The sequence below is a fragment of the Ralstonia sp. R-29 genome (genome assembly GCF_049913345.1).
Classification (GTDB): domain Bacteria; phylum Pseudomonadota; class Gammaproteobacteria; order Burkholderiales; family Burkholderiaceae; genus Ralstonia.
This window is the reverse complement of sequence record NZ_CP184377.1, coordinates 2,575,800-2,601,767: the sequence shown is the minus strand read 5'-3', so window position 1 is coordinate 2,601,767 and position 25,968 is coordinate 2,575,800. Positions and strand designations below refer to the sequence as shown.

General features: G+C 64.5%; 26 protein-coding genes. 8 read left to right on the top strand and 18 right to left on the bottom strand.

Features of this window, described 5'->3' with window-relative positions; genetic code table 11:
- Positions 1–6 precede the first annotated feature (6 nt).
- From ACN9M1_RS12295 to mutL, 4 genes are all read right to left on the bottom strand, one after another.
- Positions 7–747, bottom strand: coding sequence for a 2OG-Fe(II) oxygenase (locus tag ACN9M1_RS12295; RefSeq protein WP_426394722.1), 741 nt, complete (start codon positions 745–747; stop codon positions 7–9).
- An 88-nt stretch (positions 748–835) separates the two neighbouring features.
- On the bottom strand, positions 836–1,360 hold the full coding sequence (locus ACN9M1_RS12290; protein ID WP_426394720.1) for a GNAT family N-acetyltransferase: 525 nt from the start codon (positions 1,358–1,360) through the stop codon (positions 836–838).
- Complete coding sequence (gene miaA / locus ACN9M1_RS12285; protein ID WP_426394718.1) at positions 1,357–2,337, bottom strand: tRNA (adenosine(37)-N6)-dimethylallyltransferase MiaA; 981 nt, start codon at positions 2,335–2,337, stop codon at positions 1,357–1,359. The genes ACN9M1_RS12290 and miaA overlap by 4 nt, the downstream gene beginning before the upstream one ends.
- A 7-nt stretch (positions 2,338–2,344) precedes the next feature.
- Positions 2,345–4,261: a DNA mismatch repair endonuclease MutL gene (gene mutL, locus ACN9M1_RS12280; RefSeq protein ID WP_426394716.1), complete on the bottom strand. Its 1,917-nt coding sequence runs from the start codon at positions 4,259–4,261 to the stop codon at positions 2,345–2,347.
- 125 nt (positions 4,262–4,386) lie between these two features.
- On the opposite strand from mutL, the gene ACN9M1_RS12275 reads away from it, so the two are divergent.
- Entirely contained in the window at positions 4,387–5,034 is a 648-nt protein-coding gene (locus ACN9M1_RS12275) for a VTT domain-containing protein (RefSeq protein WP_426394715.1), read from the top strand.
- Positions 5,035–5,037: 3 nt separating this feature from the next.
- On the opposite strand, the gene ACN9M1_RS12270 is transcribed toward ACN9M1_RS12275, so the two are convergent.
- Both ACN9M1_RS12270 and murJ read right to left on the bottom strand, forming a co-directional pair.
- Positions 5,038–5,883 (bottom strand): SirB1 family protein, encoded by an 846-nt coding sequence (locus ACN9M1_RS12270; protein WP_426394713.1) that lies wholly within the window; start codon positions 5,881–5,883, stop codon positions 5,038–5,040.
- On the bottom strand, positions 5,883–7,436 hold the full coding sequence (gene murJ, locus ACN9M1_RS12265) for a murein biosynthesis integral membrane protein MurJ (protein WP_426394711.1): 1,554 nt from the start codon (positions 7,434–7,436) through the stop codon (positions 5,883–5,885). The genes ACN9M1_RS12270 and murJ overlap by 1 nt, the downstream gene beginning before the upstream one ends.
- 297 nt (positions 7,437–7,733) lie before the next feature.
- Between murJ and rpsT the strand changes: the two genes are divergently transcribed.
- Positions 7,734–8,000 carry a 30S ribosomal protein S20 gene (gene rpsT / locus ACN9M1_RS12260; RefSeq protein WP_004631753.1) on the top strand — a complete coding sequence of 89 codons (267 nt, stop codon included), beginning with the start codon at positions 7,734–7,736 and terminating at the stop codon, positions 7,998–8,000.
- Positions 8,001–8,140: 140 nt separating this feature from the next.
- Here the strand turns inward: rpsT and ACN9M1_RS12255 are convergent, their stop codons facing one another.
- Positions 8,141–8,464 carry a DUF3579 domain-containing protein gene (locus ACN9M1_RS12255; RefSeq protein ID WP_426394708.1) on the bottom strand — a complete coding sequence of 108 codons (324 nt, stop codon included), beginning with the start codon at positions 8,462–8,464 and terminating at the stop codon, positions 8,141–8,143.
- A 380-nt stretch (positions 8,465–8,844) separates the two neighbouring features.
- Between ACN9M1_RS12255 and argF the strand changes: the two genes are divergently transcribed.
- Positions 8,845–9,771 (top strand): ornithine carbamoyltransferase, encoded by a 927-nt coding sequence (argF, locus tag ACN9M1_RS12250; protein ID WP_426394706.1) that lies wholly within the window; start codon positions 8,845–8,847, stop codon positions 9,769–9,771.
- 81 nt (positions 9,772–9,852) lie between these two features.
- On the opposite strand, the gene argG is transcribed toward argF, so the two are convergent.
- Both argG and ACN9M1_RS12240 read right to left on the bottom strand, forming a co-directional pair.
- Positions 9,853–11,190: an argininosuccinate synthase gene (argG, locus tag ACN9M1_RS12245; protein WP_426394705.1), complete on the bottom strand. Its 1,338-nt coding sequence runs from the start codon at positions 11,188–11,190 to the stop codon at positions 9,853–9,855.
- 36 nt (positions 11,191–11,226) lie between these two features.
- A complete protein-coding gene (locus tag ACN9M1_RS12240) occupies positions 11,227–11,544 on the bottom strand; it encodes a pyrimidine/purine nucleoside phosphorylase (protein ID WP_426394703.1) in 318 nt (105 codons plus the stop codon).
- A 107-nt stretch (positions 11,545–11,651) separates the two neighbouring features.
- Here ACN9M1_RS12240 and ACN9M1_RS12235 point away from each other — a divergent pair, with 107 nt between their 5' ends.
- The gene (locus tag ACN9M1_RS12235; RefSeq protein ID WP_426394702.1) at positions 11,652–12,701 is read left to right on the top strand and encodes a patatin-like phospholipase family protein; all 1,050 of its coding nucleotides are present in this window, start codon (positions 11,652–11,654) and stop codon (positions 12,699–12,701) included.
- 4 nt (positions 12,702–12,705) lie between these two features.
- Here ACN9M1_RS12235 and murB read toward each other — a convergent pair whose 3' ends face one another.
- On the bottom strand, positions 12,706–13,743 hold the full coding sequence (gene murB, locus ACN9M1_RS12230; RefSeq protein WP_426394701.1) for a UDP-N-acetylmuramate dehydrogenase: 1,038 nt from the start codon (positions 13,741–13,743) through the stop codon (positions 12,706–12,708).
- A gap of 106 nt (positions 13,744–13,849) precedes the next feature.
- Here murB and ACN9M1_RS12225 point away from each other — a divergent pair, with 106 nt between their 5' ends.
- On the top strand, positions 13,850–14,335 hold the full coding sequence (locus tag ACN9M1_RS12225; RefSeq protein ID WP_009241389.1) for a YajQ family cyclic di-GMP-binding protein: 486 nt from the start codon (positions 13,850–13,852) through the stop codon (positions 14,333–14,335).
- A 71-nt stretch (positions 14,336–14,406) separates the two neighbouring features.
- Here ACN9M1_RS12225 and ACN9M1_RS12220 read toward each other — a convergent pair whose 3' ends face one another.
- Positions 14,407–16,803 (bottom strand): acylase, encoded by a 2,397-nt coding sequence (locus tag ACN9M1_RS12220; protein ID WP_426394698.1) that lies wholly within the window; start codon positions 16,801–16,803, stop codon positions 14,407–14,409.
- 158 nt (positions 16,804–16,961) lie between these two features.
- Here ACN9M1_RS12220 and ACN9M1_RS12215 point away from each other — a divergent pair, with 158 nt between their 5' ends.
- Positions 16,962–17,978: a GlxA family transcriptional regulator gene (locus ACN9M1_RS12215; RefSeq protein ID WP_426394697.1), complete on the top strand. Its 1,017-nt coding sequence runs from the start codon at positions 16,962–16,964 to the stop codon at positions 17,976–17,978.
- On the opposite strand, the gene plsY is transcribed toward ACN9M1_RS12215, so the two are convergent.
- The 6 genes from plsY to queG all read right to left on the bottom strand — a co-directional run bounded on the left by plsY (position 17,975) and on the right by queG (position 22,721).
- Entirely contained in the window at positions 17,975–18,598 is a 624-nt protein-coding gene (gene plsY / locus ACN9M1_RS12210; RefSeq protein WP_426394695.1) for a glycerol-3-phosphate 1-O-acyltransferase PlsY, read from the bottom strand. The genes ACN9M1_RS12215 and plsY overlap by 4 nt on opposite strands.
- 81 nt (positions 18,599–18,679) lie before the next feature.
- Positions 18,680–19,171, bottom strand: a complete 492-nt coding sequence (gene ybaK, locus ACN9M1_RS12205) for a Cys-tRNA(Pro) deacylase (protein WP_426394693.1) — start codon at positions 19,169–19,171, stop codon at positions 18,680–18,682.
- A gap of 18 nt (positions 19,172–19,189) precedes the next feature.
- Complete coding sequence (gene xerD / locus ACN9M1_RS12200; protein ID WP_426394691.1) at positions 19,190–20,125, bottom strand: site-specific tyrosine recombinase XerD; 936 nt, start codon at positions 20,123–20,125, stop codon at positions 19,190–19,192.
- The gene (locus tag ACN9M1_RS12195) at positions 20,122–20,598 is read right to left on the bottom strand and encodes a methylated-DNA--[protein]-cysteine S-methyltransferase (protein WP_426394689.1); all 477 of its coding nucleotides are present in this window, start codon (positions 20,596–20,598) and stop codon (positions 20,122–20,124) included. The genes xerD and ACN9M1_RS12195 overlap by 4 nt, the downstream gene beginning before the upstream one ends.
- A 74-nt stretch (positions 20,599–20,672) precedes the next feature.
- Positions 20,673–21,335, bottom strand: a complete 663-nt coding sequence (locus tag ACN9M1_RS12190) for a chalcone isomerase family protein (RefSeq protein WP_426394687.1) — start codon at positions 21,333–21,335, stop codon at positions 20,673–20,675.
- A gap of 234 nt (positions 21,336–21,569) precedes the next feature.
- Positions 21,570–22,721, bottom strand: a complete 1,152-nt coding sequence (queG, locus tag ACN9M1_RS12185) for a tRNA epoxyqueuosine(34) reductase QueG (RefSeq protein ID WP_426394685.1) — start codon at positions 22,719–22,721, stop codon at positions 21,570–21,572.
- A 51-nt stretch (positions 22,722–22,772) separates the two neighbouring features.
- Between queG and tsaE the strand changes: the two genes are divergently transcribed.
- Positions 22,773–23,309, top strand: coding sequence for a tRNA (adenosine(37)-N6)-threonylcarbamoyltransferase complex ATPase subunit type 1 TsaE (gene tsaE / locus ACN9M1_RS12180; RefSeq protein ID WP_426394683.1), 537 nt, complete (start codon positions 22,773–22,775; stop codon positions 23,307–23,309).
- Positions 23,310–23,319: 10 nt separating this feature from the next.
- On the top strand, positions 23,320–24,855 hold the full coding sequence (locus ACN9M1_RS12175) for an N-acetylmuramoyl-L-alanine amidase (protein ID WP_426394681.1): 1,536 nt from the start codon (positions 23,320–23,322) through the stop codon (positions 24,853–24,855).
- A 14-nt stretch (positions 24,856–24,869) separates the two neighbouring features.
- On the opposite strand, the gene ACN9M1_RS12170 is transcribed toward ACN9M1_RS12175, so the two are convergent.
- Positions 24,870–25,901: a bile acid:sodium symporter family protein gene (locus ACN9M1_RS12170; protein WP_426394679.1), complete on the bottom strand. Its 1,032-nt coding sequence runs from the start codon at positions 25,899–25,901 to the stop codon at positions 24,870–24,872.
- Positions 25,902–25,968: the final 67 nt, after the last annotated feature.

The window sequence follows — 25,968 nt, the reverse complement described above, 5'->3', positions numbered from 1 at the left end:
ACGTGGCTACAGCGCATCGTGGAAGATGATGCCGACAGTATGCCGCCGGCCCGAGCGCAGACGGCTGACGCCGTGGCGCATGTTCACCCGGTACGCGCCGCGTGCGCCCTGTACGGGGCGATGGTGCACCGCAAAGACCACCGCATCGCCTTTGCGCAATGGCACCACCTCGGGCCGCGATTGCATGCGCGGGCGCTGCTCGGTCATGACAAATTCGCCGCCGGTGAAGTCGACGCCGGGTTCCGACAGCAGGACGGCGACCTGCAGCGGAAAGACGTGCTCGCCATAGAGATCCTGATGGAGGCAGTTGTAGTCGCCGGGGCCGTATTGCAGGATCAGCGGGGTGGGGCGCAACTGGCCGGCTTCGTGGCAGCGGTGCAGGAAATCGGCGTGCTTGGGTGGATAGCGTACGTCGATGTCCATTGTCTGGTTCCAGCGGTTGGCGATGGTTGCCAGCGGTGGGTAGAGCGACGTGCGCAACTGCGCGATCAGGTCCGGCAGCGGATAGGCGAAGTACTGGTATTCGCCGCGGCCGAAGCCGTGGCGCTCCATCACCACGCGTGAGCGGTAGAGGCGCTCTTGCGGGTACAGCGCGGCCAGTGCGTGGCAGGCGTCGTGCGTGAGCAGGCCTGGCAGCACGGCGCTGCCGACGTCGTTGAGGGCGTCTTCAACGACATGCCAGTCGATGCCAGCGAGGTTGGGGTGCTGCTCCGTGCCTGTTAGCACGGTGGCGGTGGAAGGCGGCATATCCGTTCTGTCTGAAGAAGTCCGATATGCCAAGCCTACGCTCACAGCAGTGCGCGGGGCACTCCGGAGCTTGCGGTCAAATTCAGCCTTACGCGGCCAGGGCTGGCGGCATGGGAATGGCAGCCAATTTGGTCAATGCATCGCCCGTGGTGCGGCAGATGCGCCACTCGGGCAGCACATCCGCGCCCATGGCTTCATAGAAGGCGATCGACGGCGCATTCCAGTCGAGTACGCTCCACTCGAAGCGGCCGCAGTCGCGCTCCTGCGCCAAGCGCGCGAGGTGGATCAGCAGCGCCTTGCCGATGCCCAGGCCGCGATATTCCGGCTCCACGAACAGGTCTTCCAGATACAGGCCCGGCTTGCACAGGAACGTCGAGAAGTTGTGGAAGAACAGCGCAAAACCCACGGCGCGGCCGTCGACTTCTGCCAGCACGGCTTCGCAATACGGGCGCGGACCGAACAGCATCGTGGCCAGCGCCTCGGGCGTGGTCTGCACGAGGTGCGTGAGCTTTTCGTATTCGGCCAGTGCGGAGATCAGGCGAACCAGCGCAGCGCAGTCATCCGGCGTGGCGGGGCGCAGCGTGAAGGTGGTGGCGGTGTCGATCGTCGTCATTGCTGTGATTGGGATTGCAGTGAGATTTGGACCAGGCGCGCAACCTGGTCGACGTAATCGGGCGCGAGGCAATCGACCACGTGCCGCTCTGGCGTGCTGCGCAGCCACGTGATCTGGCGCTTGCAGAGCTGGCGCGTGGCGGCGATGCCTTGCTCGCGTAGCGTCGCCATGTCGATCTCGCCGTCGAGATAGGCCCACGCTTGACGATAGCCCACGCAGCGGATGGATGGCAGCGTGGGCGATAGGTCGCCGCGTTTGCGAAGCGTCTCCACTTCGTCCAGCAGTCCGCCCGCCAGCATCGCATCGAAGCGCTGCGCGATGCGTGCATGCAGCACGAGACGATCTGATGGCTCTAGCGCAATCGTCAGGTAAGGCGCAGCGGCTTCGTGCTGCTGGAACGCATTCGCACCGACCTCGCGCGCCAGCAGCGCCGACATCGGTTGGCCCGTGAGTCGATACAACTCGAGCGCGCGCTGGATGCGCTGCGCATCGGTCGTATGCAGCCGCGCGGCGGTGACGGGGTCGACCAGCGCGAGCTTGGCATGCAGCGCCGGCCAGCCGTCACGCGCGGCCTCGGCGTCGATCTCCGCACGGATGGCCGGATCGGCGCCAGGTAGATCGGACAGGCCCTGCGTGAGTGCCTTGTAATACAGCATCGTGCCGCCGACGATGAGCGGCAACTTGCCGCGCGCGCGGATGGCGTCGATCAGCGCGTTCGCATCGTTCGCAAACTGCGCAGCGGAATACGCATCGAGCGGATCGATGATGTCGATCAGGTGATGCGGCGCGATGGCCTGTTCTTCCGCGCTGGGCTTGGCGGTGCCGATGTCCATGCCGCGATACACCAGCGCGGAATCCATGCTGATGATCTCGACCGGCCAGCGCTCCGCCAGCTTCAATGCGGCAGCGGTTTTGCCGGACGCGGTGGGGCCAAGCAGGCAGATGGCGCGGGGCGCGCTTGCGAAAGACTCGGTCATCACAAACTCACTGGCCGCGCAGGAACAGACGGTCGAGGTCGGCCACCGTCAACTGAATCCACGTGGGCCGGCCGTGGTTGCACTGGTCCGCGCGTTCGGTGGCTTCCATCTGGCGCAGCAGCGCGTTCATCTCGTCGATGTTCAAGCGGCGGTTGGCGCGCACGGCGGAGTGGCAGGCCAGCGTGGCGAGCAGCTCGTTCTGGCGCTCGGCCAATACGCGCGAGCCACCATAGGCCTGCAGATCGCGCAGCACGTCGCGGGCGAGGGCCTGGGCATCCGCCTTTTGCAGCAGCGTTGGCACGGAGCGGACCGCCAGCGTGGTTGGCGACACGGCGGAGATGTCGAAGCCCAGCAGCGTGAGCGTGTCGCGGAATTCCTCTGCGGTGCCGATCTCCACCGGGCTGACGGCAAACGTGACCGGAATCAGTAGCGGTTGCACTTCCACGCGTTTGGCTTCGAGCGCGGTCTTGAGCTGCTCGTAGAGGATGCGCTCGTGCGCGGCGTGCATGTCGACGAGCACCATGCCGCGCGCGTTCTGTGCCAGCACGTAGATGCCGTGCAGTTGGGCGATGGCGAAGCCGAGCGGGTGCGCGTCGTCGTCATCGGTTTGCGGCGCGACGACGGGTTCTGCGATGGCGGTCGGGGCCTCGGCGGTTGCGGAGCTGCCGTCGAACAACGTCGAGGCGCTCGGCACATCCGCCATCCACGCTGGGCGTGATGAGGGCATCGGGGTACTGTCGCCACGCATCATCGACAGATATTGCCCGCGCGGCTGCTCGATCCCGAGTGACGTTTGCCGTGCGGCCATCTGGTTGATCCATCGCGTGGTGTTGTCTGCAGGCGAGGGCGCCGTCGTGACACCAGCAACCTCTGGCGCGTCGGCGATGTCGGTGCGCAGGCTGTCGCCCTGTTCACCAGCGTGGCGGGACAGCGCGCGCTGGATTGCGTGATAGACGAACTGGTGCACGGCGCGGCTGTCGCGGAAGCGCACCTCGATCTTGGACGGGTGCACGTTCACGTCCACGGCTTCGGGCGGCAGGTCCAGGCACAACACGTAGGCAGGGAAGCGGTCGCCGTGCAGCACGTCTTCATAGGCGCTGCGCACGGCGTGCGTAAGCAGGCGGTCGCGCACGAAGCGGCCGTTGACGTAGAAGAACTGGTGATCGGCCCGGCCGCGCGAGGCGGTCGGCAGGCCGGCAAAGCCAAAGATGCGCAGCTCGCCGGCTTCTTCTTCAAAGGGCAGGCGCGCGCGGGCAAATTCGGTGCCGAGCACGGCGGCGGTGCGCGAGTCGGCCTGCGTCGCATTCCAATGTTCGAGCGGCTTGCCGTTGTGATGCACGGAGATGGCCACATCGGGGCGTGCCAGCGCCGTGCGACGAATCACTTCCATGCAGTGACCCAGTTCGGTCTGCTCGGTCTTGAGGAATTTGCGGCGCGCCGGCGTATTGAAATACAGGTGTTGCACATCGACGGTCGTGCCGACACCGCCCGAAGCTGGCTGCACGCGCCCGCTTTGCGCGACGATTTGCGTGGCGTGGGCGTCATGGACAGTGCGCGAGGTGAGCGTCAGTTCCGCCACCGAGGCAATCGAAGCCAGTGCCTCGCCGCGAAAGCCCAGCGTTGCCACCGATTCCAGCTCTTCCAGCGAGCCGATCTTGCTGGTCGCATGCCGCATCAGCGCGACGGGCAGTTCGTCGGCCGGAATACCGCTGCCGTTGTCGGTGATGGCGATGCGCCGCACGCCGCCTTCTTCCAGCTTGATCTGGAGGTGCGTGGCGCCAGCATCCAGCGCGTTTTCCAGCAGTTCCTTGACCACGGACGCCGGCCGCTCCACGACCTCGCCGGCCGCGATCTGGCTGATCAGCTGGTCGGGGAGCGGGCGGATGGGACGGCGGGAGGCGGCGGAATCGAGGGCGGAATTCATCGCGGCATTATAAATGTCACACCCTGCGCGGCGTACCGATGCAAGCCCCACCAACGGCTAGGGGAAATCTAAGTGGCATCCGGTATCATTCCCCGCTCGCTTAGGGGGATGGTTTGGATATCGTGATGCAACTGGTCGACATCGTGCTGCATGTCGACAAATCGCTGGGCCTGCTGATTCAGCAGTATGGCGCGTGGGTGTACGTGCTGCTGTTCGCTATCGTGTTTGCCGAGACCGGCCTCGTGGTGCTGCCCTTCCTGCCGGGCGATACGCTGCTCTTCATTGCCGGCGCCATGTGCGCGACCGGCCAGATGGATCCCTGGCTGCTGACCGTACTGCTGGTGATTGCCGCAGTGACGGGTAACACCGTCAACTATTTCGTTGGCGCGTGGATCGGCCCCAAGGTATTCGACGGTCACATCCGCTTCCTCGATCACCAAGCGCTGATGAAGACGCACGGCTTCTATGAACGCCACGGCGGCAAGACGCTGGTGATGGCGCGTTTCATCCCGGTGGTGCGCACGTTCGCGCCGTTCGTGGCCGGTGTGTCGAAGATGACGTTCGCCAAGTTTCAGCTCTTCAACATGATCGGCGCCGTGCTGTGGGTCGGTCTGCTGGTGGCTTCGGGCGTGTTCTTCGGCAATCTGCCGATGGTGCGTGACCATCTGAACACCATCGTGTTGATCGGCCTGGGCGCAGCGATTGTGCCCCTGATGCTGGGCGGGCTGTGGAAGCTGCTCAAGCGCCGTCGTGGCGCCGTGGTGCAGAAGTAAGCGTTAGTTGAGGTTCTTGCTCATGGCGCGCAGCGTTGGCATGCGCTCCTTGAGCTTGGCCGTATCGGCCGCATCGGGCCGGGCGTCCACATAGGCTTCCAGGTCTTCCAGCGCGGGCCGGAAGCATTCCAGATTGGCATAGGCCAGCCCGCGGTCGCGCACCTCTTCAATCGAATCCGGCAGCAGAATCACCAGCCTTTGCTGCACCGCCAGCAAGCGTTGCCAGCGCGATTCCTGCAAGTAGATCGCCTTCAGATTGCGCAGCATGCGCGCGATGATCTCGCGGTGCGTGGCCACCTGCAGGAACACCCCGAGCGGCACCGAGTTCGGGTCTTCGATGCCTTCCTTTTCCAGGTACGGGTCGAGCATGTCCTGCAATTCTTCCTTCGACAGTGTCTGCCCGGTCAGCGGATCGAGCACGACCTCGCCCGCCGGAATGCTCATGCGCACCAGAAAGTGATTCGGGAAGGACACCCCTTTGAGCGGCAAGCCGATCTGCTGGCCGATCTCCATCAGCAGCACCGCCAATGAAATCGGGATGCCGCGCCGGCTCTGCAGCACCGCGTTCAGGTAGGAGTTCTCGGGGTCGTAGTAATCGTTGGCGTTGGGGCCGAAGCCCAGCTCGCGATAGAAGAACTGATTGAGCAAGCGCAAGCGCTGGATGGCCGGCGTGCCCTCGGCGATGCGGTTCTTGATGCGCGCGACCAGCACATCGATGGCGGCTAGCTCGCTTTGCAGGTCCAAGTCCGGATACGCATCCTGCGCAATCGACAGGGCGGTTTCGGTGAGGGGGATGCTGTCGTCGTCCGCAACTAAAGCCGAAAAATAATCGAGGACTTTTGTCGTCATCAGATGGCCTTTTTTCGGAACGTGGAGAACTTCAACCCAGTCAGCCACAGTGTACCGAAATAGACCACCGCGCACAGGACCAGGCTTGCCCCGAGCAGTGCAATGCGCACAAGCGGCTTGGCGCCCAGTCCCACCCAATCAAAATTGTGCGCAAGCCATAGCAGCAGACTCGCCAGCAACAGTACGGCCGACGTCACCTGTGCCAGAAACAGCCCCCAGCCTGGCAGCGGGTGGTAGTAGCCGCGACGGCGCAGGCCAAAGAACAGCAGCGCGGCATTGATCGTTGCGCCAAAGCTGATCGACAGCGCCAGTCCCGCATGCCCGAACACGGGCACGAAGACATAGTTGGAAAGCTGCGTTGCCGCCAGCACCACCAGCGCAATCTTCACCGGCGTGCGGATGTCCTGCCGCGCATAGAAGCCTGGCGCCAGAATCTTGATGACGATCAGCCCGATCAGCCCCACGCCGTAGGAAACCAGCGCCTGGCGCGTCATCTCGACGTCGATGCCGGTGAACTTGCCGTAGTGGAACAGCGCGGCCGTGAGCGGCGCACCGAACACGAATAGCCCCACCGCCGACGGCACCGCCAGCAGCACCGTCAGCCGCAGGCCCCAGTCCAGCAACGAGGAATACTCTTCGCGGTTGTTGTCCGCACTCGCCTTCGACAGGCTCGGCAGCAGGATCGTCCCGAGCGCCACGCCCAGCAGCGCGGTCGGGAACTCCATCAGCCGGTCCGCATAGTTCAGCCACGACACGCTGCCCGTCGGCAGGCGCGAGGCAATGTTGGTATTGATGATCAGGCTGATCTGCGCGACCGACACCGACAGCGTGGCCGGCAGCATCTGCTTGAGCACGCGCCGCACGCCGGGGTGATGCCACGCCGCCCGCACGTTGAACGACACGCGCGGCAGCATCCCGACCTTGCGCAGCGACGGAATCTGAATAGCGAGCTGCAGGATGCCGCCCACCACCACGGCATAGGCTTGCGCGTAGATGGGCGTGGCCAGGAACGGCGCCACGAACAGCGCCGCCACGATGAACGAGAGGTTCAGCAGCACCGGCGTGAACGCCGGCACCGCAAACTGCCGCCACGTATTCAAGATGCCCGAGGCCAGCGCCACCAGCGACACCAGCCCGATGTACGGAAACATCACCCGCGTCATGAAGATCGCCGAGATGTACGCCTGGCTCTCATGCTCCTTGAAGCCGGTTGCGACAGCCGTGACGATCAGCGGCGCGCCAATCACGCCCAGCGCCGAGATGACGACCAGGAACCACGTCATCACCGTGGCCACCGAATCGACCAGAGCACGCGTCTCGGCTTCGCCTTGGCGGTTCTTGAACTCACCCAGGATCGGTACGAAAGCCTGCGAGAACGCGCCCTCGGCCGAGAGCCGGCGCAGCAGGTTGGGAATGCGGAAGGCGACGTTGAAGGCGTCGGTGTAGACCGAGGCGCCGAAGGCACGGGCGATCAGCGTTTCGCGGATGAGCCCGGTGATGCGCGAGAGCATCGTCAGGCCGCTGATCGTGGCGAGGGTTTTGAGGAGATTCAAGATGAATGTGTGGTGGGGCGCCGCGCCGACCGGTTCTGCGGCGATGGCGGTCTGACCGTCGATAGCGAATTCGGGTTCGCGCAGGCGCGCGCAATTGGGGCCGTATTATAGGGACCGGCTTGCTGCGTGCCTAAAAGTGCGGCAAAAGCCGCAATCCGCTGTCATTCAGACGATTTCACAACACGGTTTGCATTGAGTGCGGAAGTCTGCGTATAATTGCCGTCTTTCACCAATTTGCGCGCTTCGGCCTTCCGTGTCTCCCGGGGCGCTTGCTACCGTTTCTTCAGGGATTTTTCCATGGCAAACACCGCACAAGCACGCAAGCGCGCACGCCAAGCCGTCGTTCAGAACGCTCACAACTCGGCTCTGCGCTCGCGTCTGCGTACCGCAATCAAGGGCGTCCGCAAGGCTGTGGCCGCTGGCGACAAGACCGCTGCTGCTGCTGCTTTCAAGACGGCTCAAAGCACGATCGACAGCATCGCTGACAAGAAGATCGTCCACAAGAACAAGGCTGCACGCGCTAAGTCGCGTCTGTCCGCTGCCATCAAGGCAATGGCTGCCTAAGTTCGGGTGATGCCGGCCTAGCCGGCATGGCGCGACACGTAACGTTGCGCTCCGACGATAAAAAAGCCCGTCTTCGGACGGGCTTTTTGCATTCTGCGCGCCGATATCGTCATCGGTTCAGCGCGCGGGGGTCGTGTGTTTCAGCTTTTTGCGGAGGCGCCGCCTTCCGGCAGGATGCAGGCTTCTACGAGTTGCAGATTGTTGTCGTGCGCGAAGTTCAGGACGAAGTCCAACGCCTTGGGTTCGATCTCGCGCAGGCGCTCATCGACGAACACGCTGCGGATGCCGCCCGACATGACGGGGCGCACGTAAGGGGAGTAGGTGAAGCGCGGGTCCCCGGTATCACCGGCGGGGCGGAACTGCGCCATGACACCGCACAGCCGATCGGCCCAGTCGCTCGGGCGGAAGGTCTTTCCGTCGCGGGTGACACCCTGAATGAAGAATTGGCGGGGGTTGGCGGCCATGGACTGCGTGGGGCTGTGGAGATTTGCAAACGACTTCGACCGAGCGGGTGCCGCAACGTTCGAACGGGGTGCACTTGTGGTGCGGATGATGCGCTTGCCCGGTTGCCGATTCATGAACCCGACGGGCCGACTTGTCGTGCCAGTTTGCGGGGGATCGGGGCATCCAGAGCAGCCAGTATTATATCTTATATAAGACTTTCATCGGCCTTTCACCGGTGCCTCGGCGGGGTCGGTGTGGCAGCGGGGCCGCCAGGGTGCGGAACTCGCCAAATGAGTGGCGATCCCGTATGATGGACTGAATCTTCAACAGACAAGGCGGCTAGGGCGACGTGCCACGGGATGTTTCCGGTGCGTCATCTGCGGGCCGCCTTCGTTGTTTTATGAACCCACCAAGCTCGATCAAGCACTATCTGCAGTTCAAGGACTTTTCGCTGGAAGAGTACGAGTACCTGCTGGACCGTTCCAAGATCCTCAAGGCCAAGTTCAAGAACTACGAGACGTGGCACCCGCTGCACGACCGCACGCTGGCCATGATCTTTGAGAAGAATTCCACGCGAACGCGCCTGTCGTTCGAAGCCGGCATCCACCAGCTCGGCGGCCACGCGGTCTTCCTCAACACGCGCGATTCACAGCTGGGGCGCGGTGAGCCGATTGAAGACGCGGCCCAGGTCATCTCCCGCATGACCGACATCATCATGATCCGCACCTTCGGGCAGGAGATCATCGAGCGCTTTGCCGCGCATTCGCGCGTGCCGGTCATCAACGGGCTGACCAACGAATACCACCCGTGTCAGGTGCTGGCCGACATCTTCACCTTTATCGAGCACCGCGGCCCGATCAAGGGCAAGACTGTCACCTGGGTGGGCGATGCCAACAACATGGCGTACACGTGGATCCAGGCGGCCGAGATTCTCGGCTTCCGCTTCCATTTCTCCGCGCCGAAGGGCTATCAGTTGGATCCGGCCATGGTGGCCGATTCCAGCCTGCCGTTCGTGCACGTGTTCGAAAGCCCGCTCGAGGCTTGCGACGGTGCCCACTTGGTGACCACCGACGTGTGGACCAGCATGGGCTACGAAGCCGAGAACGAAGCCCGCAAGAAGGCCTTTGGCGACTGGATGGTCACCGAGGCGATGATGCAGCGTGCGCAACCCGATGCGCTGTTCATGCACTGCCTGCCGGCACACCGCGGCGAGGAAGTCGAAGCGGCCGTCATCGACGGCAAGCAAAGCGTGGTGTGGGATGAGGCGGAAAACCGCCTGCACGTGCAGAAGGCGCTGATGGAATACCTGCTCTGCGGGCGGTACTAAGCCGCTACTGAGCTGAAGCCATATAAAAAGGCCGCTCCGATTGACGTCGGAGCGGCTTTTTTGCTTTGAAGCGGCAGGCAGTTACTTCTTGCCGCCGTCGAGCTGAGGCAGTGCGTTGCTGGTGCCCAGCGACAGCAGGCCGGCCTTGGAGTAGATGGCCAGCTTGTCGCGCGTGTCCATCAGGTCCAGGTTGCGCATGGTCAACTGGCCGATGCGGTCAGCCGGGCTGAACGGTGCGTCTTCGACCTTTTCCATCGACAGGCGCTCAGGCGCATACGTCAGGTTGGCCGACTCGGTGTTCAGGATCGAGTAGTCGTTGCCGCGGCGCAGTTCCAGCGTCACGGTGCCGGTCACGGCGCGGGCCACCCAGCGCTGGGCAGTTTCGCGCAGCATGATGGCTTGCGGGTCGAACCAGCGGCCTTGGTACAGCAGACGGCCCAGGCGCAGGCCGTTGATGCGGTACTGCTCGATGGTGTCTTCGTTGTGGATGCCGGTGACCAGGCGCTCGTAGGCGATGTGCAGCAGCGCCATGCCCGGGGCTTCGTAGATGCCGCGGCTCTTGGCTTCGATGATGCGGTTTTCGATCTGGTCGCTCATGCCCAGGCCGTGGCGGCCGCCGATGCAGTTCAGCTCCAGGAACATCTCGACCGGATCGGCGATTTCCTTGCCGTTGACGGCGACCGGGCGGCCTTCGTCGAAGGTGACCGACACTTCCTCGGCCTTCACTTCGACTTCCGGCTTCCAGAACGCCACGCCCATGATCGGGTTGACGATGCGGATGCCGCTGTTCAGATGCTCCAGATCCTTGGCCTCGTGGGTGGCGCCCAGCATGTTGCTGTCGGTCGAGTAGGCCTTTTCGGCGCTCATCTTGTAGCCGAAACCTTCCTTGGTCATGAAGGCGGACATTTCAGCGCGGCCACCCAGCTCGTCGATGAAGGTCTGGTCCAGCCAGGGCTTGTAGATCTTCAGCGCCGGGTTGGTCAGCAGGCCGTAGCGGTAGAAGCGCTCGATGTCGTTGCCCTTGAAGGTCGAGCCGTCACCCCAGATGTTGACGTCGTCTTCCTTCATGGCGGCGACCAACATGGTGCCGGTCACGGCGCGGCCCAGCGGCGTGGTGTTGAAGTAGGTGATGCCGCCAGTGCTGATGTGGAAGGCGCCGGCCTGGATGGCGGCGATGCCTTCATTGGCCAGCTGCGGGCGGCAGTCGATCAGGCGGGCCTTCTCTGCGCCGTACTCCATCGCCTTGCGCGGGATGGCATCGTAGTCTTCCTCGTCGGGCTGGCCGAGATTGGCGGTGTAGGCATAGGGCAGGGCACCCTTGTTCTTCATCCAGCGCAGGGCCGCACTGGTGTCGAGGCCGCCGGAGAAGGCAATGCCGACCTTCTGGCCGACGGGAACGTGTTGCAGGATGGTTTCCATAGTCTTTCTCTTCAAATGATCGCTGGCGGCTGACGGTTAGGCGTAGTGGCAGATGTAGTGATACGCCTCGGTCACGCGGATATCGAACTTCGAGTTGGCCGGGACGTGGAAGCTTTCACCGGCGGCGGAGGTTTTCCACTCGTCGGTACCGTCGAGCTTGTATTCGCAGGAGCCGCCCACGCATTCCATGATTTCGGCGGCGCCCGTGCCGAACGTCAGCGTGGCCGGCAGCACCACGCCCACGGACTTCTTGGTGCCGTCGGGCAGGGTAAAGCTGTGGCTGACGCACTTGCCGTCAAAGTACACATTGGCCTTGGTGGTGAGGCGGACGCCGTCAAAGGTTTCGGTGGTCATGGAGTGAAAAGGCGGAATGCAAAAAGCCGTGGTCTGGGGTCGAATCCGCCATTTTAGGGCATGATCCGGCCAGCGCCACGGGGGCGCCTGAATCTGGGGGAAAAAGCATGCGGAAGCTGGACGGCAAGCACATCAACCTCGCGCTGCAGGGCGGCGGCGCGCATGGGGCATTCACCTGGGGTGTGCTCGACGCGCTGCTCGAAGACGGGCGACTGTCGTATGAAGGCATCACGGGCACCAGTGCCGGTTCAATGAACGCGGTGGTGATGCTCGACGGCCTGCTCGAAGGCGGCCCCGAGCGGGCACGCGAGAAGCTGCATGCGTTCTGGTTGGCGGTGTCGACGGCCGGCTCGCCGCTCTCGGCGATGGGCGAGAACGCCAAGACGTTGTTTTCCGGCAAGCCGCTGTTTCCCGATAGCTGGCCGGTGACGGACTGGATGCGCCTATGGGATAACTGGATCAGCGCCACCGCCCAGGGCGCCCACTACAACCCGCTGCGCGATCTGCTCGCCCAGCACGTCGATTTCGACCGGCTGCGCGCCTGCGAAAGCACCAAGTTGTTCCTGGCGGCCACCGACGTCAACACCGGCAACGTGCGCGTGTTCAACACGCCCGAGATCGATGCCGAAACCGTGCTCGCCTCCGCCTGCCTGCCATACCTGTACCCGGCCATCGAGATCCACCGCCACCACTACTGGGACGGCGGCTACATGGGTAACCCGGTGCTGTTCCCGTTCTTCTACGAGACCAAGACGCAGGACATCCTGCTCGTGCACGTGAACCCGATCGTGCGCAAGGAGGTGCCCGACCAGCCGCACGAGGTGATGGAGCGCCTGAACGAGATCACCTTCAACGCGTCCTTGCTGCGCGAGATGCGCGCCATCGCCTTCGTGCAGAAGCTGATTGCGGAGGACTGGCTCAAGCCCGAATACCGCGATCGCCTGAAATACATCTACCTGCACGCCATCCGCGCCGACAAGCCGCTGGGCGATCTATCGTCATCGACCAAGCTGGTGACGGACTGGAGCTTCCTGACCATGCTCAAGGAGCGCGGCCGGCACGAGGGCAAGGCGTGGCTGCGCAAGCATTTCGACGATGTCGGCAAGCAGGGCACCGTCGACATCCAGAAGGAATACCTGCGCGGCGAGGAGATTTAAGCGATCAGATGACGACGGGTTCCGGTTCGATGCGCACGCCAAAGCGCGCATGGACCGCGTCCTGAATCTCGCGCGCCAGCGTCATCAACTGCACGGCACTGCCGCCGCCTCGGTGCACCAGCACCAGCGCCTGCTTTTCATAGACGCCCACCGCGCCACTCTGGCGGCCCTTGAAGCCGCATTGGTCGATCAGCCAGCCGGCGGCCAGCTTGTACGTGCCATCCGGCTGCACATAACCCACCAGATTCGGGAAACGCTCGGCCAGCGCATCGCGCGTGGCGGCATCGACGATGGGGTTCTTGAAGAAGCTGCCCGCGTTGCCGATCTCAGCCGGGTCGGGCAGCTTGCGGCGGCGGATGGTGACCACCGCGTCGAAGATGTTCTGCGCCGTCGGTGTGGCGATGTTCTGTGCGGCCAGCTCGCGCGCGAGTTCTGCGTAGTGCGTGTTGGGCTGCCAGTCGACGGGCAGGGCGAACGTCACCTCGGTGATGATGTAGCGATCGGCGCCGGCGCGCTTGAAGAGGCTGTCGCGGTAGCCGAAGGCGCAGTCGGCGGCGGTGAGGGTGACGAACTCGCCGGCATGGCGGTCGTAGGCGCGTAGCGACTGGAAGCGGTCTTTGATCTCCACGCCGTACGCGCCGATGTTTTGGATGGGCGCCGCGCCGACGGTACCGGGGATCAGTGCCAGGTTTTCCAGCCCAGGCAAGCCATTGGCGACGGTATGCGCGACAAGGCCGTGCCACGCCTCACCGCCGCCGGCGGTGACGGTGTGGACCTCGCGGCCATCGATCGTCGCCCGGCCGGTGGTGATGCCCGGGATCTCCATCAGCAGGACGAGGCCGTCAAAGTCACGCGTGAGCACGACGTTGCTGCCGCCGCCCAGCACCAGCACGGGCAGGCCGGGTTGATCTCGTACGCGCGGGTCGGCCAGCGCGGCGGGAATGTCCTCCGGCGTGCGCACGTGTGCCGCATAGCGCGCGGTGGCCTCAAAACGGAACGTGTTGTGCCGGCCTAGGGGATAATGCGTGTCGAGCAACGCCATGGCGCCAAATCTTCTGGGAAAGCCCGGATTATAGAAGCCATGGCGCACGCGGCACCCGCAGGAAGCTGCCGCAGCAACCCGAATTCAAGTCTGCAAGGAGAACACGATGCCGTCGTTTGACGTGGTATGCGAAGCCAACATGGTGGAAGTGAAGAACGCCGTGGAACAGGCCAACAAAGAGATTTCGACGCGATTCGACTTCAAGGGCTCGGACTCGCGCGTCGAGCACAAGGAGCAGGAACTGACGCTGTTTGCCGACGATGATTTCAAAATCGGTCAGGTGAACGACGTGCTGATGAACAAGCTCGCCAAGCGCAACGTCGACGTGCGCTTCCTGGACTACCAGGACAAGCAAAAGATCGGCGGCGACAAGATGAAGCAGGTCGTCAAGATCAAGAAGGGCGTGTCGGGCGACCTGGCCAAGAAGATCGTCAAGACGATCAAGGACAGCAAGATCAAGGTCCAGGCCAGCATCCAGGGTGACGCGGTGCGCGTGACCGGCGCCAAGCGCGACGACCTGCAAAGCGTGATCGCCATGCTGCGCAAGGACGTGAGCGACACGCCGCTGGATTTCAACAACTTCCGCGACTGATCGGCCGGCCACCGGTTGTTCCAAGCAAAACGCCCCGCACGAGCGGGGCGTTTGCATTGGCGCGGACCGATTTACTGCGACAGCTTGGTCACCTTCAACTCCGGATCGGCAGCAATGGCGGCTTGCGAGAACGGCAGCCGGTTCCAGCGCTTGGCCGAGAACTCACGCATCTGGTCGAACGCATGCGGCGAGGCCGGGTCGCTCGATTCCCCGTAGGTGAGCAGCGCGTCGGCCACCGGGCCCTGGTCGTCAAACGTGACGGTCTGGATGTAGCTGGTGCCGAAGTACACCTGCAGCCCCTTCGGCCCGATCGGCGTGCTTTGCAGCTTGTTGAGCACGCCTTCGTACTCCTCGCCGCCGTGCAGGGCGATGTCGCCGCCAAGTGCGTGTGCCGCCTGCACGGTACCCAACGGGGCATCCAGCGCAAAGCCGGCGGTGCGTACCGCGCCCACGGCGTCCTTCAGCGCTTTGAACACAGCCGTGCGCACGGTGGCATCGCTCATGCGCAAGCCGCGCGGCGTGTAGATCGGCTCAACCGGGTTGAAGTCGACGGCGTAGACATGCGGGATGTCCTTGGCGCGCATCCAGAACTCGCGGAACAGGTGGCCGGCGCGGGCGTCGACGTTGCTGGTGAGGTTCCATTGCGCGAGCGCTGCGCAGCCGTCGCGCACATCAGCATCGACGTTGGGCGTGGCTTTGCACGCGGCCAGCAGATCGTCGCGCACGAGGTGGCCGGCGAGGTTGGCATCGCGGAAGATCATCGCCTGCAGGTTCGGCAGGTTGACCTTGTTGCCCGGCAGGCCGTCGGTGCCGTTCAAGCGGCGTTCGATCTCGATGATGCCGATGCGGGTGCGCAGGCGCTGCGGCACGTCGATCGAGCCCATCACCGGCGAGAAGCCGGTCAGCTTCTGCGCCGGGTTGGTCAGCCAGGAGCTGTCGTTGCTGTTGGCGACGTAGTCATCGCGCTCCAGCACCGGCATGCGGGCGGGCGCCACCAGACCGGGCACGGGCGATGCCGGATCGACCTGCCAGTCGCACGCGCTGCGCGAGCCGTCGAGCAGCACCAGCCCCACGCCGTGGAACAGCTTGTCCGCCAGTGGCGAGGGGGCGCAGCGCTTGAGCGCATCGGCGGAAACATCCGGCGTGGTGGACACATCCGCAAACAGCGCGCGGCCGTTGCGGTCGGTGGCAATCGTGTTGACCCAGGGGATGCCGAGGTTGCCGATCGCCTGGCGGATACCCGCCACGTCCTTCGCCTGCGCAATGTGCAGCCACGTGTCGATGGAGCGCGTGTTGTTGCGGTTGACGTCGCGCAGCGTGTAGGCCTTCTGCGAGGTCCACGGCATGCCGCCTGCGGGCATCGACAGCACGGGGCCGTACACGGTGTTGTAGAAGGTGTGCGTGCGGCGCTCGATGCGGCCGTCGGGCAGCTTCACGTCAAACGCCACGGTGCGCGTGGTCATCTTGTGCGGCTTGCCGTCGATGAGGTAGGTGGTCGGGTCGCCCTCGGCCAGCTTCAGCTCGAACAGCGTGAAGCGGCGGCCAGTGGAGACGGTGTGCGTCCACGCCACGTCCTTGTTGAAGCCGATGCTGACGACGGGGAAGGCGGCAATTGATGCGCCCATCACGTCCAGCTTGCCGGGCACGGTCACGTGGACTTGGTAGAAGCGGTTGGTGGTCGTCCACGGAAAGTGCGGGTTGCCGAGCAGCACGCCGCGGCCGTTGTCGGTGGCGGCTTTGCCGAAGGCCCAGCCGTTGGAGCCGATCGGCATGTCGCGCAGTTGCAGGTCGCGGTCGAGCGCGGCGGTATCGACGGCATGCGGCGCGATCTTCGGAACAGCCTTCGACACCGGCGCACCGCCCGGCGGCTGTGCAGCAACGATGCTCGCCAACATGGCGCCTGCGCTGGCCTGGATGGCCTTCTCTTCGCCCATCCGCATCATGTCGGCCAGCGTAAGCGGCCGCACCCAGGCGGCGTTGCGGCAGGCGGCGGGGCGATTGGCGGCCGGCGTGTCCTTCAGATAGCGGTTGTAGCCGGCGATGTAGCCGCGCAGCAGTTCGCGCGCTTCGGGCGACATCTGTGCGTAGCCTGCTCGCAGGCCCGCCTCGTCGAACGCGCTTTTGAAGAACGCATCGGATTGCGTGTTCGGGATCGGCTTGAACGACACGGTGACGGTGCCTTCCGGCCCGAACGTCTTCGAACGCTCACCGTTGACGGTGACCACCTGATCAGCCAGCAGGCAGACGTTGTCCTGCGCATAGGCATAGGCCATGCCGAAGCCGAGGCTGGCGTAGTCGTTGGCGCGGACGTGCGGAATGCCGAAGCGGGTGCGGCTGATCTCGGCCGAGAGGCCGGTGTCCGAAGGCGTGGCCCAGCCACTGTCGGTGCTTGCGCAACCGGCCAATGCCGCAAGCGCGGCCATGGCGAGCGTGCCGCGCAGTGCGAATCCCTGCGTGAATTGCTGCATCGTGCGTCGTCTCCTGATCGTTGTTCTGTGATGGGGCCGCGTCTGTGCGCAGCCACCGTCGCATCCTCAATCGGACGGGTCTGAACTGAAAGAGGTATTCCCGCCAGAGTTGGGGTTAATCCCGCCACGTGGATTGGTGCCCATGCCTATACTGCGGCATGCCAAACATCGACCTGCTGACCTTTCCCGACGCCGGTTTTTCCGCGCTCGCCACCGCCGCCGACACGCTGGGCGCGGCGAATGCGTTGGCCTCCATGCAAGCCAGCAAGCGCGCCGACATCGCCAAGATGTCGGTGTTCGGCTGGCGACTCGTCGCGCGGGATCCGGCGCGTTGGCAGGCCGCCGCTGAAACGCTGGTCTGCCGCTGCGAGGCACTGCCGGCGCACGATGCGGAACTCGGTGATGCGCTGATCGTGCCGCCGCTGCATTTCGACCACATCGGCACGATGGAACAGCGCCTGGCGCTGCTGGAGGCGGAGCGCACCACGATCCGCCGCTATCTGGAGGCGGGGCGGTTGGTCGCCTCGTCATTCACGGGTGTGGCCATGCTGGCCGATGTGCTGCCGCCCGGCCAACGGCTGACGGTGACGTGGCTGATTGCTGGCTGGGTGCAGGGCAATTTCCCGCAGTTGAAGGTGGTGCCGGCGCAAGCCATCGTCAGCAGTGGCAACGTGATTACCGCGCGGGCGATGGAGCACGGCGTGGCGCTCATGCACCGCGTGGTGGGGCGGCTGGCGGATGCCAAGCTCGCGCGCACGTTGGGCAATGCGGTGCTTGATCACCCGTCACGCGGCGAGGCCATCGGCATCTGGCTGCGCAGCAAGCCGGCCATTCGCGACAGCGTGGTGCTGCGCGCGCGGCGCTACCTGCAGCAGCATCTGCACGAACCGTTTGATCTGGGGAAGCTCGCCGCCGCCGCTTCCACCAGCGAGCGCACGCTGCTGCGGCATTTCACGAAGACGGTGGGGATGTCGCCGTTGCAATTGCTGCACCGGCTGCGCGTGGAGCGCGCGTGTCACCTGCTGGAAGTTAGCATGCTGAGCCTGACGGCGATTGCCGAGCAGTGCGGCTATCAGGACATGTCCGCCTTCCGGCGGTTGATGCGGCGGCATACTGGGCTGCCGCCGGGGGAACATCGGCGCGCGCATTCGGTGCGCGCCGAGTTGCGCAATTAAGCGGCTTTCTTTTTCTCGCCGATGCGGCTTTCCTTGCCGGCGAGCAGCTTGGCGATATTGGCGCGGTGGCGTGCGATCAGCAGCACGGCCATCAGCGCAACCGCACCGGCAATCCAGTCGAAGCTGAACATCAGCACGTAGAAGAACGGCGCGAACACCGCCGACACCAGCGCCGCGAGCGACGAGTAGCGGAAGAACACGGCGATGATGATCCAGGTGGCCAGCGTCGCCAGCCCCAGCCACACGTTCAGCGCCAGCAGAATGCCGGCCGCGGTCGCTACGCCCTTGCCACCGGCAAAGCGGTGGAACACCGGATACAGGTGGCCGAGGAACACGGCGGTCACCACCAGCGCAATGCCAACCTCATCCACGCCAAAGCGCGGTGCCAGCAGTTGCGCCAGCCACACCGCCAGCCAGCCCTTAGCGGCATCACCCAGCAACGTGAGGATGGCCGCCTTCTTGTTGCCCGAGCGCAGCACGTTGGTGGCGCCGGGGTTGCCCGAGCCGTAGGTGCGCGGGTCTGCCAAGCCCATGATGCGGCTCACGACCACGGCAAACGAGACGGAGCCGATCAGGTAAGCGGCCACGGCAAAAATGACGGTTGCGACGACAGGGGACATAGCGGTTCTGTGAAATCAGGCTGCGCGATTGTAGCGTGGGCGGGTAGGGTGCCTAAGGGTGCCCCAGCCGCCGGGGCCGTTTCAATCGGGGTTTGCACAGTGGACGGGCTGCGCGTTCAGCACCGTGGTCAGCACGCTGGGCGCAATGCTCACCAGAAAGCCGCGCCGCCCGCCATTGATGTAGATGCGCTCCAGCTCCAGCACGGTCGCTTCCACATACACCGGCATCGCCTTGCGCACGCCAAACGGCGACGTGCCGCCGACCAGGTAACCGCTGTGCCGCTGCGCCACCTCGGGCTTGCACGGCTGCACGCTTTTGCGGCCGGTCTGGCGCGCGAGGTTCTTGGTGGAGACCGAGCAATCGCCATGCATCAGCACGATCAGCGGCTTGGCGTGCTCGTCTTCCATCACCAGCGTCTTGATGACGGCGTGCTCGTTCACACCGAGCTGGCGCGACGATTCGGTCGTGCCACCCTTGTCGACATAGTCGTAGGTGTGTTCGGTAAAGGCGACGCCGTGCGCCTTGAGGAACTGCGTGGCGGGCGTTTCAGAAACGTGTTTGGACTTGCTCATGGGCAAAAGGAAACAACGCTATCCGCGCGGATGGTGCTGCGCATGCAGCGTGCGCAGGCGCTCGCGCGCGACATGGGTGTAGATCTGCGTGGTGGAAATATCGGCGTGGCCGAGCAGCATCTGCACCACGCGCAAGTCTGCGCCGTGGTTGAGCAGATGCGTAGCGAACGCGTGCCGCAGCGTGTGCGGAGAGAGCGGTGCGTGAATGTCGGCGAGCAACGCGTAGCGTTTGATGAGGTACCAGAACGCCTGGCGCGTCATGCCGTCGCCGCGCGCGGTGACGAACAGGGCGTCAGCCGTGCGCTCGCCCAAGAGCGCGGTGCGGCCATCACGCAGATAGCGCCGCAGCCAGTCGCCCGCCTCGGCGCCGAACGGCACCAGCCGATCCTTGCCGCCCTTGCCGCCGATCACGCGCACCACGCCTTCGTTCAGGCCGACTTCCACCGTCTTCAATCCAACGATCTCCGACACGCGCAAGCCGCTCGCATACATCAGCTCGATCATGGCGCGGTCGCGTAGGCCGAGTGGCGTGTCGACATCGGGGGCGTTGATGAGCGCCTCGACCTGCGCTTCGGACAGCGTCTTCGGATAGCGCGGCGGTTGCTTGGCCGTGGGCAGCAGGCGCGACGGATCAGTGGTCACCACGTGTTCGCGCATCGCCCACACGAAGAAGCGCTTGAACACGGTGCGACGCCGGTTGGCGGTCGAGGCGCGGCTCTCGGCATGGCGTGCGGCGAAGTAATCGGCGAGGTCGCCGTCTTCGGTTTCAGCGATGGACTTGTTGCGCTCGGCCAGCCAGTGCGCGTAGAGCGTCAGGTCGCGTCGGTACGCATCGAGCGTGTTGCGGGCGAGGCCGTCCTCCAACCACAGTGCGTCGCAGAAGCGCTGGATGGCGTCTGCGCTTTGCGGGGGCAGGGCGGGGGCGTCGGCGTCTTTCAGTGCAGCCTTTCTCATATCAGCATCACGCCTTCGTGGCGCAGCAGCCAGTGCTTGATGTTCATCAGGTAGCCATCGGTGTGGTGTGCGAATCCGCCGATGCCCGATGCGCTCACCACGCGGTGGCAGGGGATGAGGATCGGAAACCAATTGTCGCCGCACGCCTGCCCCACCGCGCGCGGCACGCTGCCGATCTGGCGGGCGATGGTGCCGTAGGTGATGACGCTGCCGCACGGGATGGCGCGGATGGCGTTCCACACGCGGTGCTGGAAGTCCGTGCCGGCGGGCGCGAGCGGGATGTCGAACGTGGCCCTGGCGTTGCCGTAGTACGCATCGAGTTGGCGGGCCAGCTTGGCGATCAACGCGTCCGACGAATCGATGGTGGGCGTGCTCTCCGGCAGGTAGACGAGCTCACGCAGGGCGCCACCGGCCACGCGCACGCCCAGCTTGCCGAAGGGCGCGGCGAGAACGGCATCAAACGGGGAGGGCATGACAGAGTCCGGCGCGGAAAAACGATCCCGAGAATCTAGCATGCCGCCGGCGCCGGGCTCTGTCGGGAGAATGCTCAGGTGCCGAGCAATCCGCTCTTCAGATCGCGGTCGACGGGGTAATTGCCGATGAAGATGCTGAGCACGGCCTGGTAGAAATCTTCGCCAGGGATGGGCTTGGCGCGTGCCACGCCGTTGATACTGATGGTGGTGCCGGCTTCGGGCGCGTAGTCGAAGTTGATGGTGTCACCACGCTTGGTCGAGCCGATCTGGCGCATCGCGTCTTCCAGTTGCGTCAGACGGTCGGCCAGCTTTTGCATCTGGATTTCGGTCTGATTGCGATGGATGCCATCGTTCAGTGCGCGGATGAAGGTGTCGGCGCCCACGTCGCGCAGCGGATGGATCTGCAACCGCTTCGGCCCCTTCATGCCGAGGATGACCGCGGCGTTCTTGGCGCGCTCAGGCAGGTACAGCCCTGCCACGTAGCCCTTGATGACGAACACCGCGCGCAGCCCCGTGCCGTTGAGCAGCAGCTCGCGGCCAGCCACGCGGGCGGCATCGTCGAATGGCACGCCCTCGATGCTCACCGTGGCCCATGCCGGTGCCATGCTCGCCGCGCACAGCGCAGCCCCCATCACGCCGTTGCGCCACGCGCGTCGCACGAGAGGTAGGCGACCAGAAGCGCGGGCACGCACCACAGAAAGCAGTGCGCGGCGGAAATCAGCAAGAGCGGAGAACATCGAAGTGGAGGGTTTTTGAACAGCCTCTATTTTGTCGATGTTTTATCTGCAAACAATTGGTATCTGCCCGGATGCGAAACCGTTTGCATACCGCGTGGTATCAAGGTTTGCGTCAACACGCGTTAACAGTGGAATCCGGCATTTGTGTTAAGCGCGACATTGTCTGGCTTTTAAAACATTTGCGATTGGGTTTGCCGCGCAGGCATTAAAACGGCAAAGGATGGAGTGGCACTGTCAGGTCGCCAGTGCCCAAACCACGTGCTCCCGCACGAGTTCAGAAGCGTCTTCTGCCCGCGTCTGCAAGGCAGCGGTGACTTGTGTGCGAGCTGGTTCAGGCAACGGCCCGCGCAGCGCATTGCCCAGGGCCACTGCCAGGTTGCGCAGCCAGCGTTCATGCCCGATACGGCGGATTGGGCTGCCTTCAAGCCGCTGGTTGAATTCCGCTTCGGTCCAGTTGAACAACTCGATCAGGGAAGCAGCATCCAACCCATTGCGTACATCGAAGTCCGGCAGATTGGCCGGCACCGCAAACTTGTTCCACGGGCAGATGAGCTGGCAGTCGTCGCAGCCGTAGACGTGGTTGCCCATCGCAGCCCGCAACTCGACGGGGATGCTGCCCTTGTGTTCGATGGTGAGGTACGAGATGCAACGGCGCGCGTCCACCACATACGGCGCGACGATGGCCTGCGTGGGGCACACGTCGATGCAGCGTGTGCAGTTGCCGCAGTGCGGCTCCACGGGCGGGTCCACGGGCAGGGCCAGGTCGATCAGGATTTCGCCGAGGAAGAACATCGAGCCGGCATCGCGATCAAGCAGCAGCGTATGTTTGCCGCGCCAGCCCAGGCCGCCGTTGGTGGCGAGCGCCACTTCCAGCACCGGCGCGGAATCGGTGAACACGCGAAAGCCGTACGGCCCCGCGACACCGGCAATCTTCTCTGCGAGCTTCTGCAAGCGCTGGCGCAAGACCTTGTGATAGTCCCGGCCACGCGCATAGAGCGAGATGGTGGCGTCTTCCGGGCGGCGCAGGCGGTCCCACTCGATGGCGCGCCAGTCACCGCCCGCAGGTTGCGCCCCCGTGCCATGTGGCAGATACGGCATCCGCGCGACGATGGCGCGTACCGTTCCGGCAACAAGTTCGGCCGGGCGCGCGCGGAGCATGCCATGGTTCGCCATATAATCCATGTCACCGTGAAACCCCTGCGCAAGCCACGTCTGGAGCCCTTCTTCCGCGTGCGAGAGGTCGACATCGGCGATGCGGATGGCATCGAAACCGAGTTCGGCACCCCAGGAGCGGATCTGCGCCACCAGCGCGAGCATGCCGGCTTCATCGGCTGGCAAGCGCGCATCCAGGTTCGTTTCGAGTGAGGACGTGGGGGTGGCGGACATGCCCAAATTGTACGCAATGCCCACCGTGCTCCCTGCTCTCATTCGCCTGCCATGCCCTCTGTTTTGACCCCGCCGCTCGCCGAGCGCACCGTGACGCTCGGCGACGAGGCGGCCACGTCGGCCTTTGGCGCGGCGCTTGCGCAGGCCGTGCTGGCGCTGGGTCCGCGGCCCGTGCAGGTGCAACTCTCGGGCGATCTGGGCGCGGGCAAGACCACGCTTTCGCGCGCCATCCTGCGTGGCTTCGGCCATTCCGGCCGCGTGCGCAGCCCGACCTATACGTTGGTCGAACCCTACGAGGTTGCTGGAACCACTGGCACGCAGAAGGTCTATCACTTTGACCTGTACCGTTTTGCCGATCCGGAAGAATGGACCGATGCGGGCTTCCGCGATTGCTTTGCCGAACCCGCGCTGTGCCTGGTCGAGTGGCCGGAGAAGGCCCAGGCGTTGCTCGGCACGCCCGACCTGCATGTCGCTTTATCGGTCGACGTTGTGCACGAAACCTACGATGACGGCGTTGAGCATGCACCGCGTCTTGCGCATCTGAGTGCCCACACGCAGACCGGCCTTCAACTTCTACAGTCGCTGTAACCGCTGCCCCATGCTGATCAAGCATTTGCCGACCGACCAACCGGATGATCCCAACCTGCCGAGCCAGGCGCGCCGGCAATGGCTCGCGCGCATGGCAAAAGCCGGCGCGGGCACCGTCATCCTGAGCCTGGCCGGCCCGCAGCTTGCGCGCGGCGCCAACATCGTGGCGGTGCGTGTGTGGCCGGCCGAGGACTACACGCGCGTGACCATCGAATCCGATGTCGCGCTCAAGGCCACGCACCAGCTCATCACCGATCCGGACCGCTTGATGGTCGACATCGATGGGCTGGAGCTGAACCCGACGCTGCGCGAGTTGGTCGCCAAGATCACGCCGAATGATCCGTACATCCGTCAGGTGCGGGTGGGCCAGAACCGGCCCAGCGTGGTGCGCTTGGTGTTTGATCTGAAGGAGAGCGTCAACCCGCAGGTGTTCACGCTGCTGCCGATTGCGGGTTATCGCAACCGGCTCGTGTTTGATCTGTATCCGACCAATCCGCCCGACCCGCTGATGCAGCTCGTGCAGGCCACCGAAGGCAAGCAGCAGCGCTTTGCGGCCTCGGGTGGCACGCCGATGCCGACACCGGCGGAAGACGACGACCCGATCGCCGCATTGGCCCGCCGTGACAGCAGTGCGTCGAGCCCCGCCGCGCCGCCTGCAACGGCAACGACAGCGGAGTCGCGCCCAACGCTCGCCAACCGCACGCCACCACGCAAGACGCCGCCGACCACGTCAGCGAATCCACCCTCGACGCTCGCCAACGCGCCGAATACCCCGCCGCTGGACGTCGTGCCCGAGCCGCCTGTGTCGCGCACGCCATCCGGTGGCCCGCGCATGCGCCGGCTGCTGACGGTCGCCATCGACCCCGGTCATGGCGGCGAAGACCCGGGCGCCACGGGCGGTGCTGGCACGCACGAGAAGGACGTGGTGCTGTCGATCGCCCGCATGCTCAAGGCCAAGATCGACGCTCAGCCCAACATGCGCGCCATGATGACGCGCGATTCAGACTACTTCGTCCCGCTGGGCGTGCGTGTGCAGAAGGCGCGGCGCGTGCAGGCTGATTTGTTCGTCTCCATTCACGCCGATGCGTTTGTCACCCCAGAAGCGCGTGGTGCCTCGGTGTTCGTGCTGTCCGATCGAGGGGCGTCGAGCGCGCAAGCCAAGTGGCTCGCCAACAAGGAAAACGCGGCGGACATGATCGGTGGCGCGAACCTCGGCTCCAAGGATGCGCAGGTCACGCGCGTGCTGCTGGATCTGTCGACCACCGCGCAGATCGGCGACAGCATGAAGGTCGGCCGCGCCGTGCTGGAGCAGATTGGTGGCATCAATCGGCTACACAAGGGGCAGGTGGAGCAGGCCGGGTTTGCGGTGCTCAAGGCGCCGGACATTCCCTCGATCCTCGTCGAGACGGCCTTCATTTCCAACCCGGAAGAAGAGGCCAAGCTCAACGACCTGGGCCACCAGAACCAATTGGCCGACGCCATCCTGCGCGGCATCCGCGCGTACTTCGCCAAGAACCCGCCGCTGTCTCACAACCCCGGCGTTTGATAGCCCTACGCTGATCAAGCCGTGCGTCGTGCCGGTGCCCCTTCCTGGACCTTGGCATCGGCCTCGGCATGTGCGACGCGATCTGCATACTTGCGCGCCAGCGCCGAGCACACGATCAACTGCAACTGGTGGTAGATCATGGTGGGCAGCACGATCAGGCCCAGCGCGGGGTTACCGGCAAACAGAATCTTTGCCATCGGGATGCCGTTGGCGAGGCTCTTCTTGGAACCGCAGAACACGGCGGTCACCTCATCCGCCAGCGCAAAGCCGGCACGCCGCGACAGCCACGTCGTCGCGCCCAGCACCACGAACAGCAGCGCGCCGCTCATGATGGCCACGGCCACGATGGTCTCCCACGGGTACTTCGACCACACGCCAGCGTGCGTGGAATCGGCAAACGAGTTGAAGACAATCAGCAGGATCACCACGCGGTCGACCTTGTTGATGATGGTCTTGTACTTGTTGATGAGGCCGCCAATGGCCGGGCGCAGCAACTGACCGAGCACGAATGGCAGCAGCAATTGCTCGGCCACGCCCAGCAGCGCTTTACCCACCGACAGATCCGCACCCGACGCGTGAATCACGAAGCTCATCAGCAGCGGCGTGGCGATCATGCCGATCAGCCCCGAGATGGTCGCGTTGAAGATGGCGGCCGGCACGTTGCCCTTGGCCATCGCCGTCATCGCCACGGAAGACGACACCGTGGACGGCAGCGCGCACAGGTAGAACACCCCCAGCAGCAGCTCGGCGGGGATGAACGGCTTGCACGCAAACAGAATCGCCGCGCCGATCAGCGGGAACAGGATGAAGGTGCAGCTCTGCACGAACAGGTGCAGGCGCCAGTTGCGCGCGCCCTCGATGATCTTCTCGCGAGAGAGCGCCGCGCCGTGCAGGAAGAACACCAGCGATACGCCAAGAATGGTGACGACGTCCAGATGCAGCGGGCCATCGCTTGCGCCCAGCGCGGGAAAGAACAGGGCCAGCAGCACCATGACCAGCATGGCCTGGATGAACCCATCAATGCGGGAGAGCAGCGGAATCTTCATGTGCAAGTGCCATCACCATGACGCGATAGCGGAAGAAAATGCGGGGAAGGCGTTATTGCACAGCATC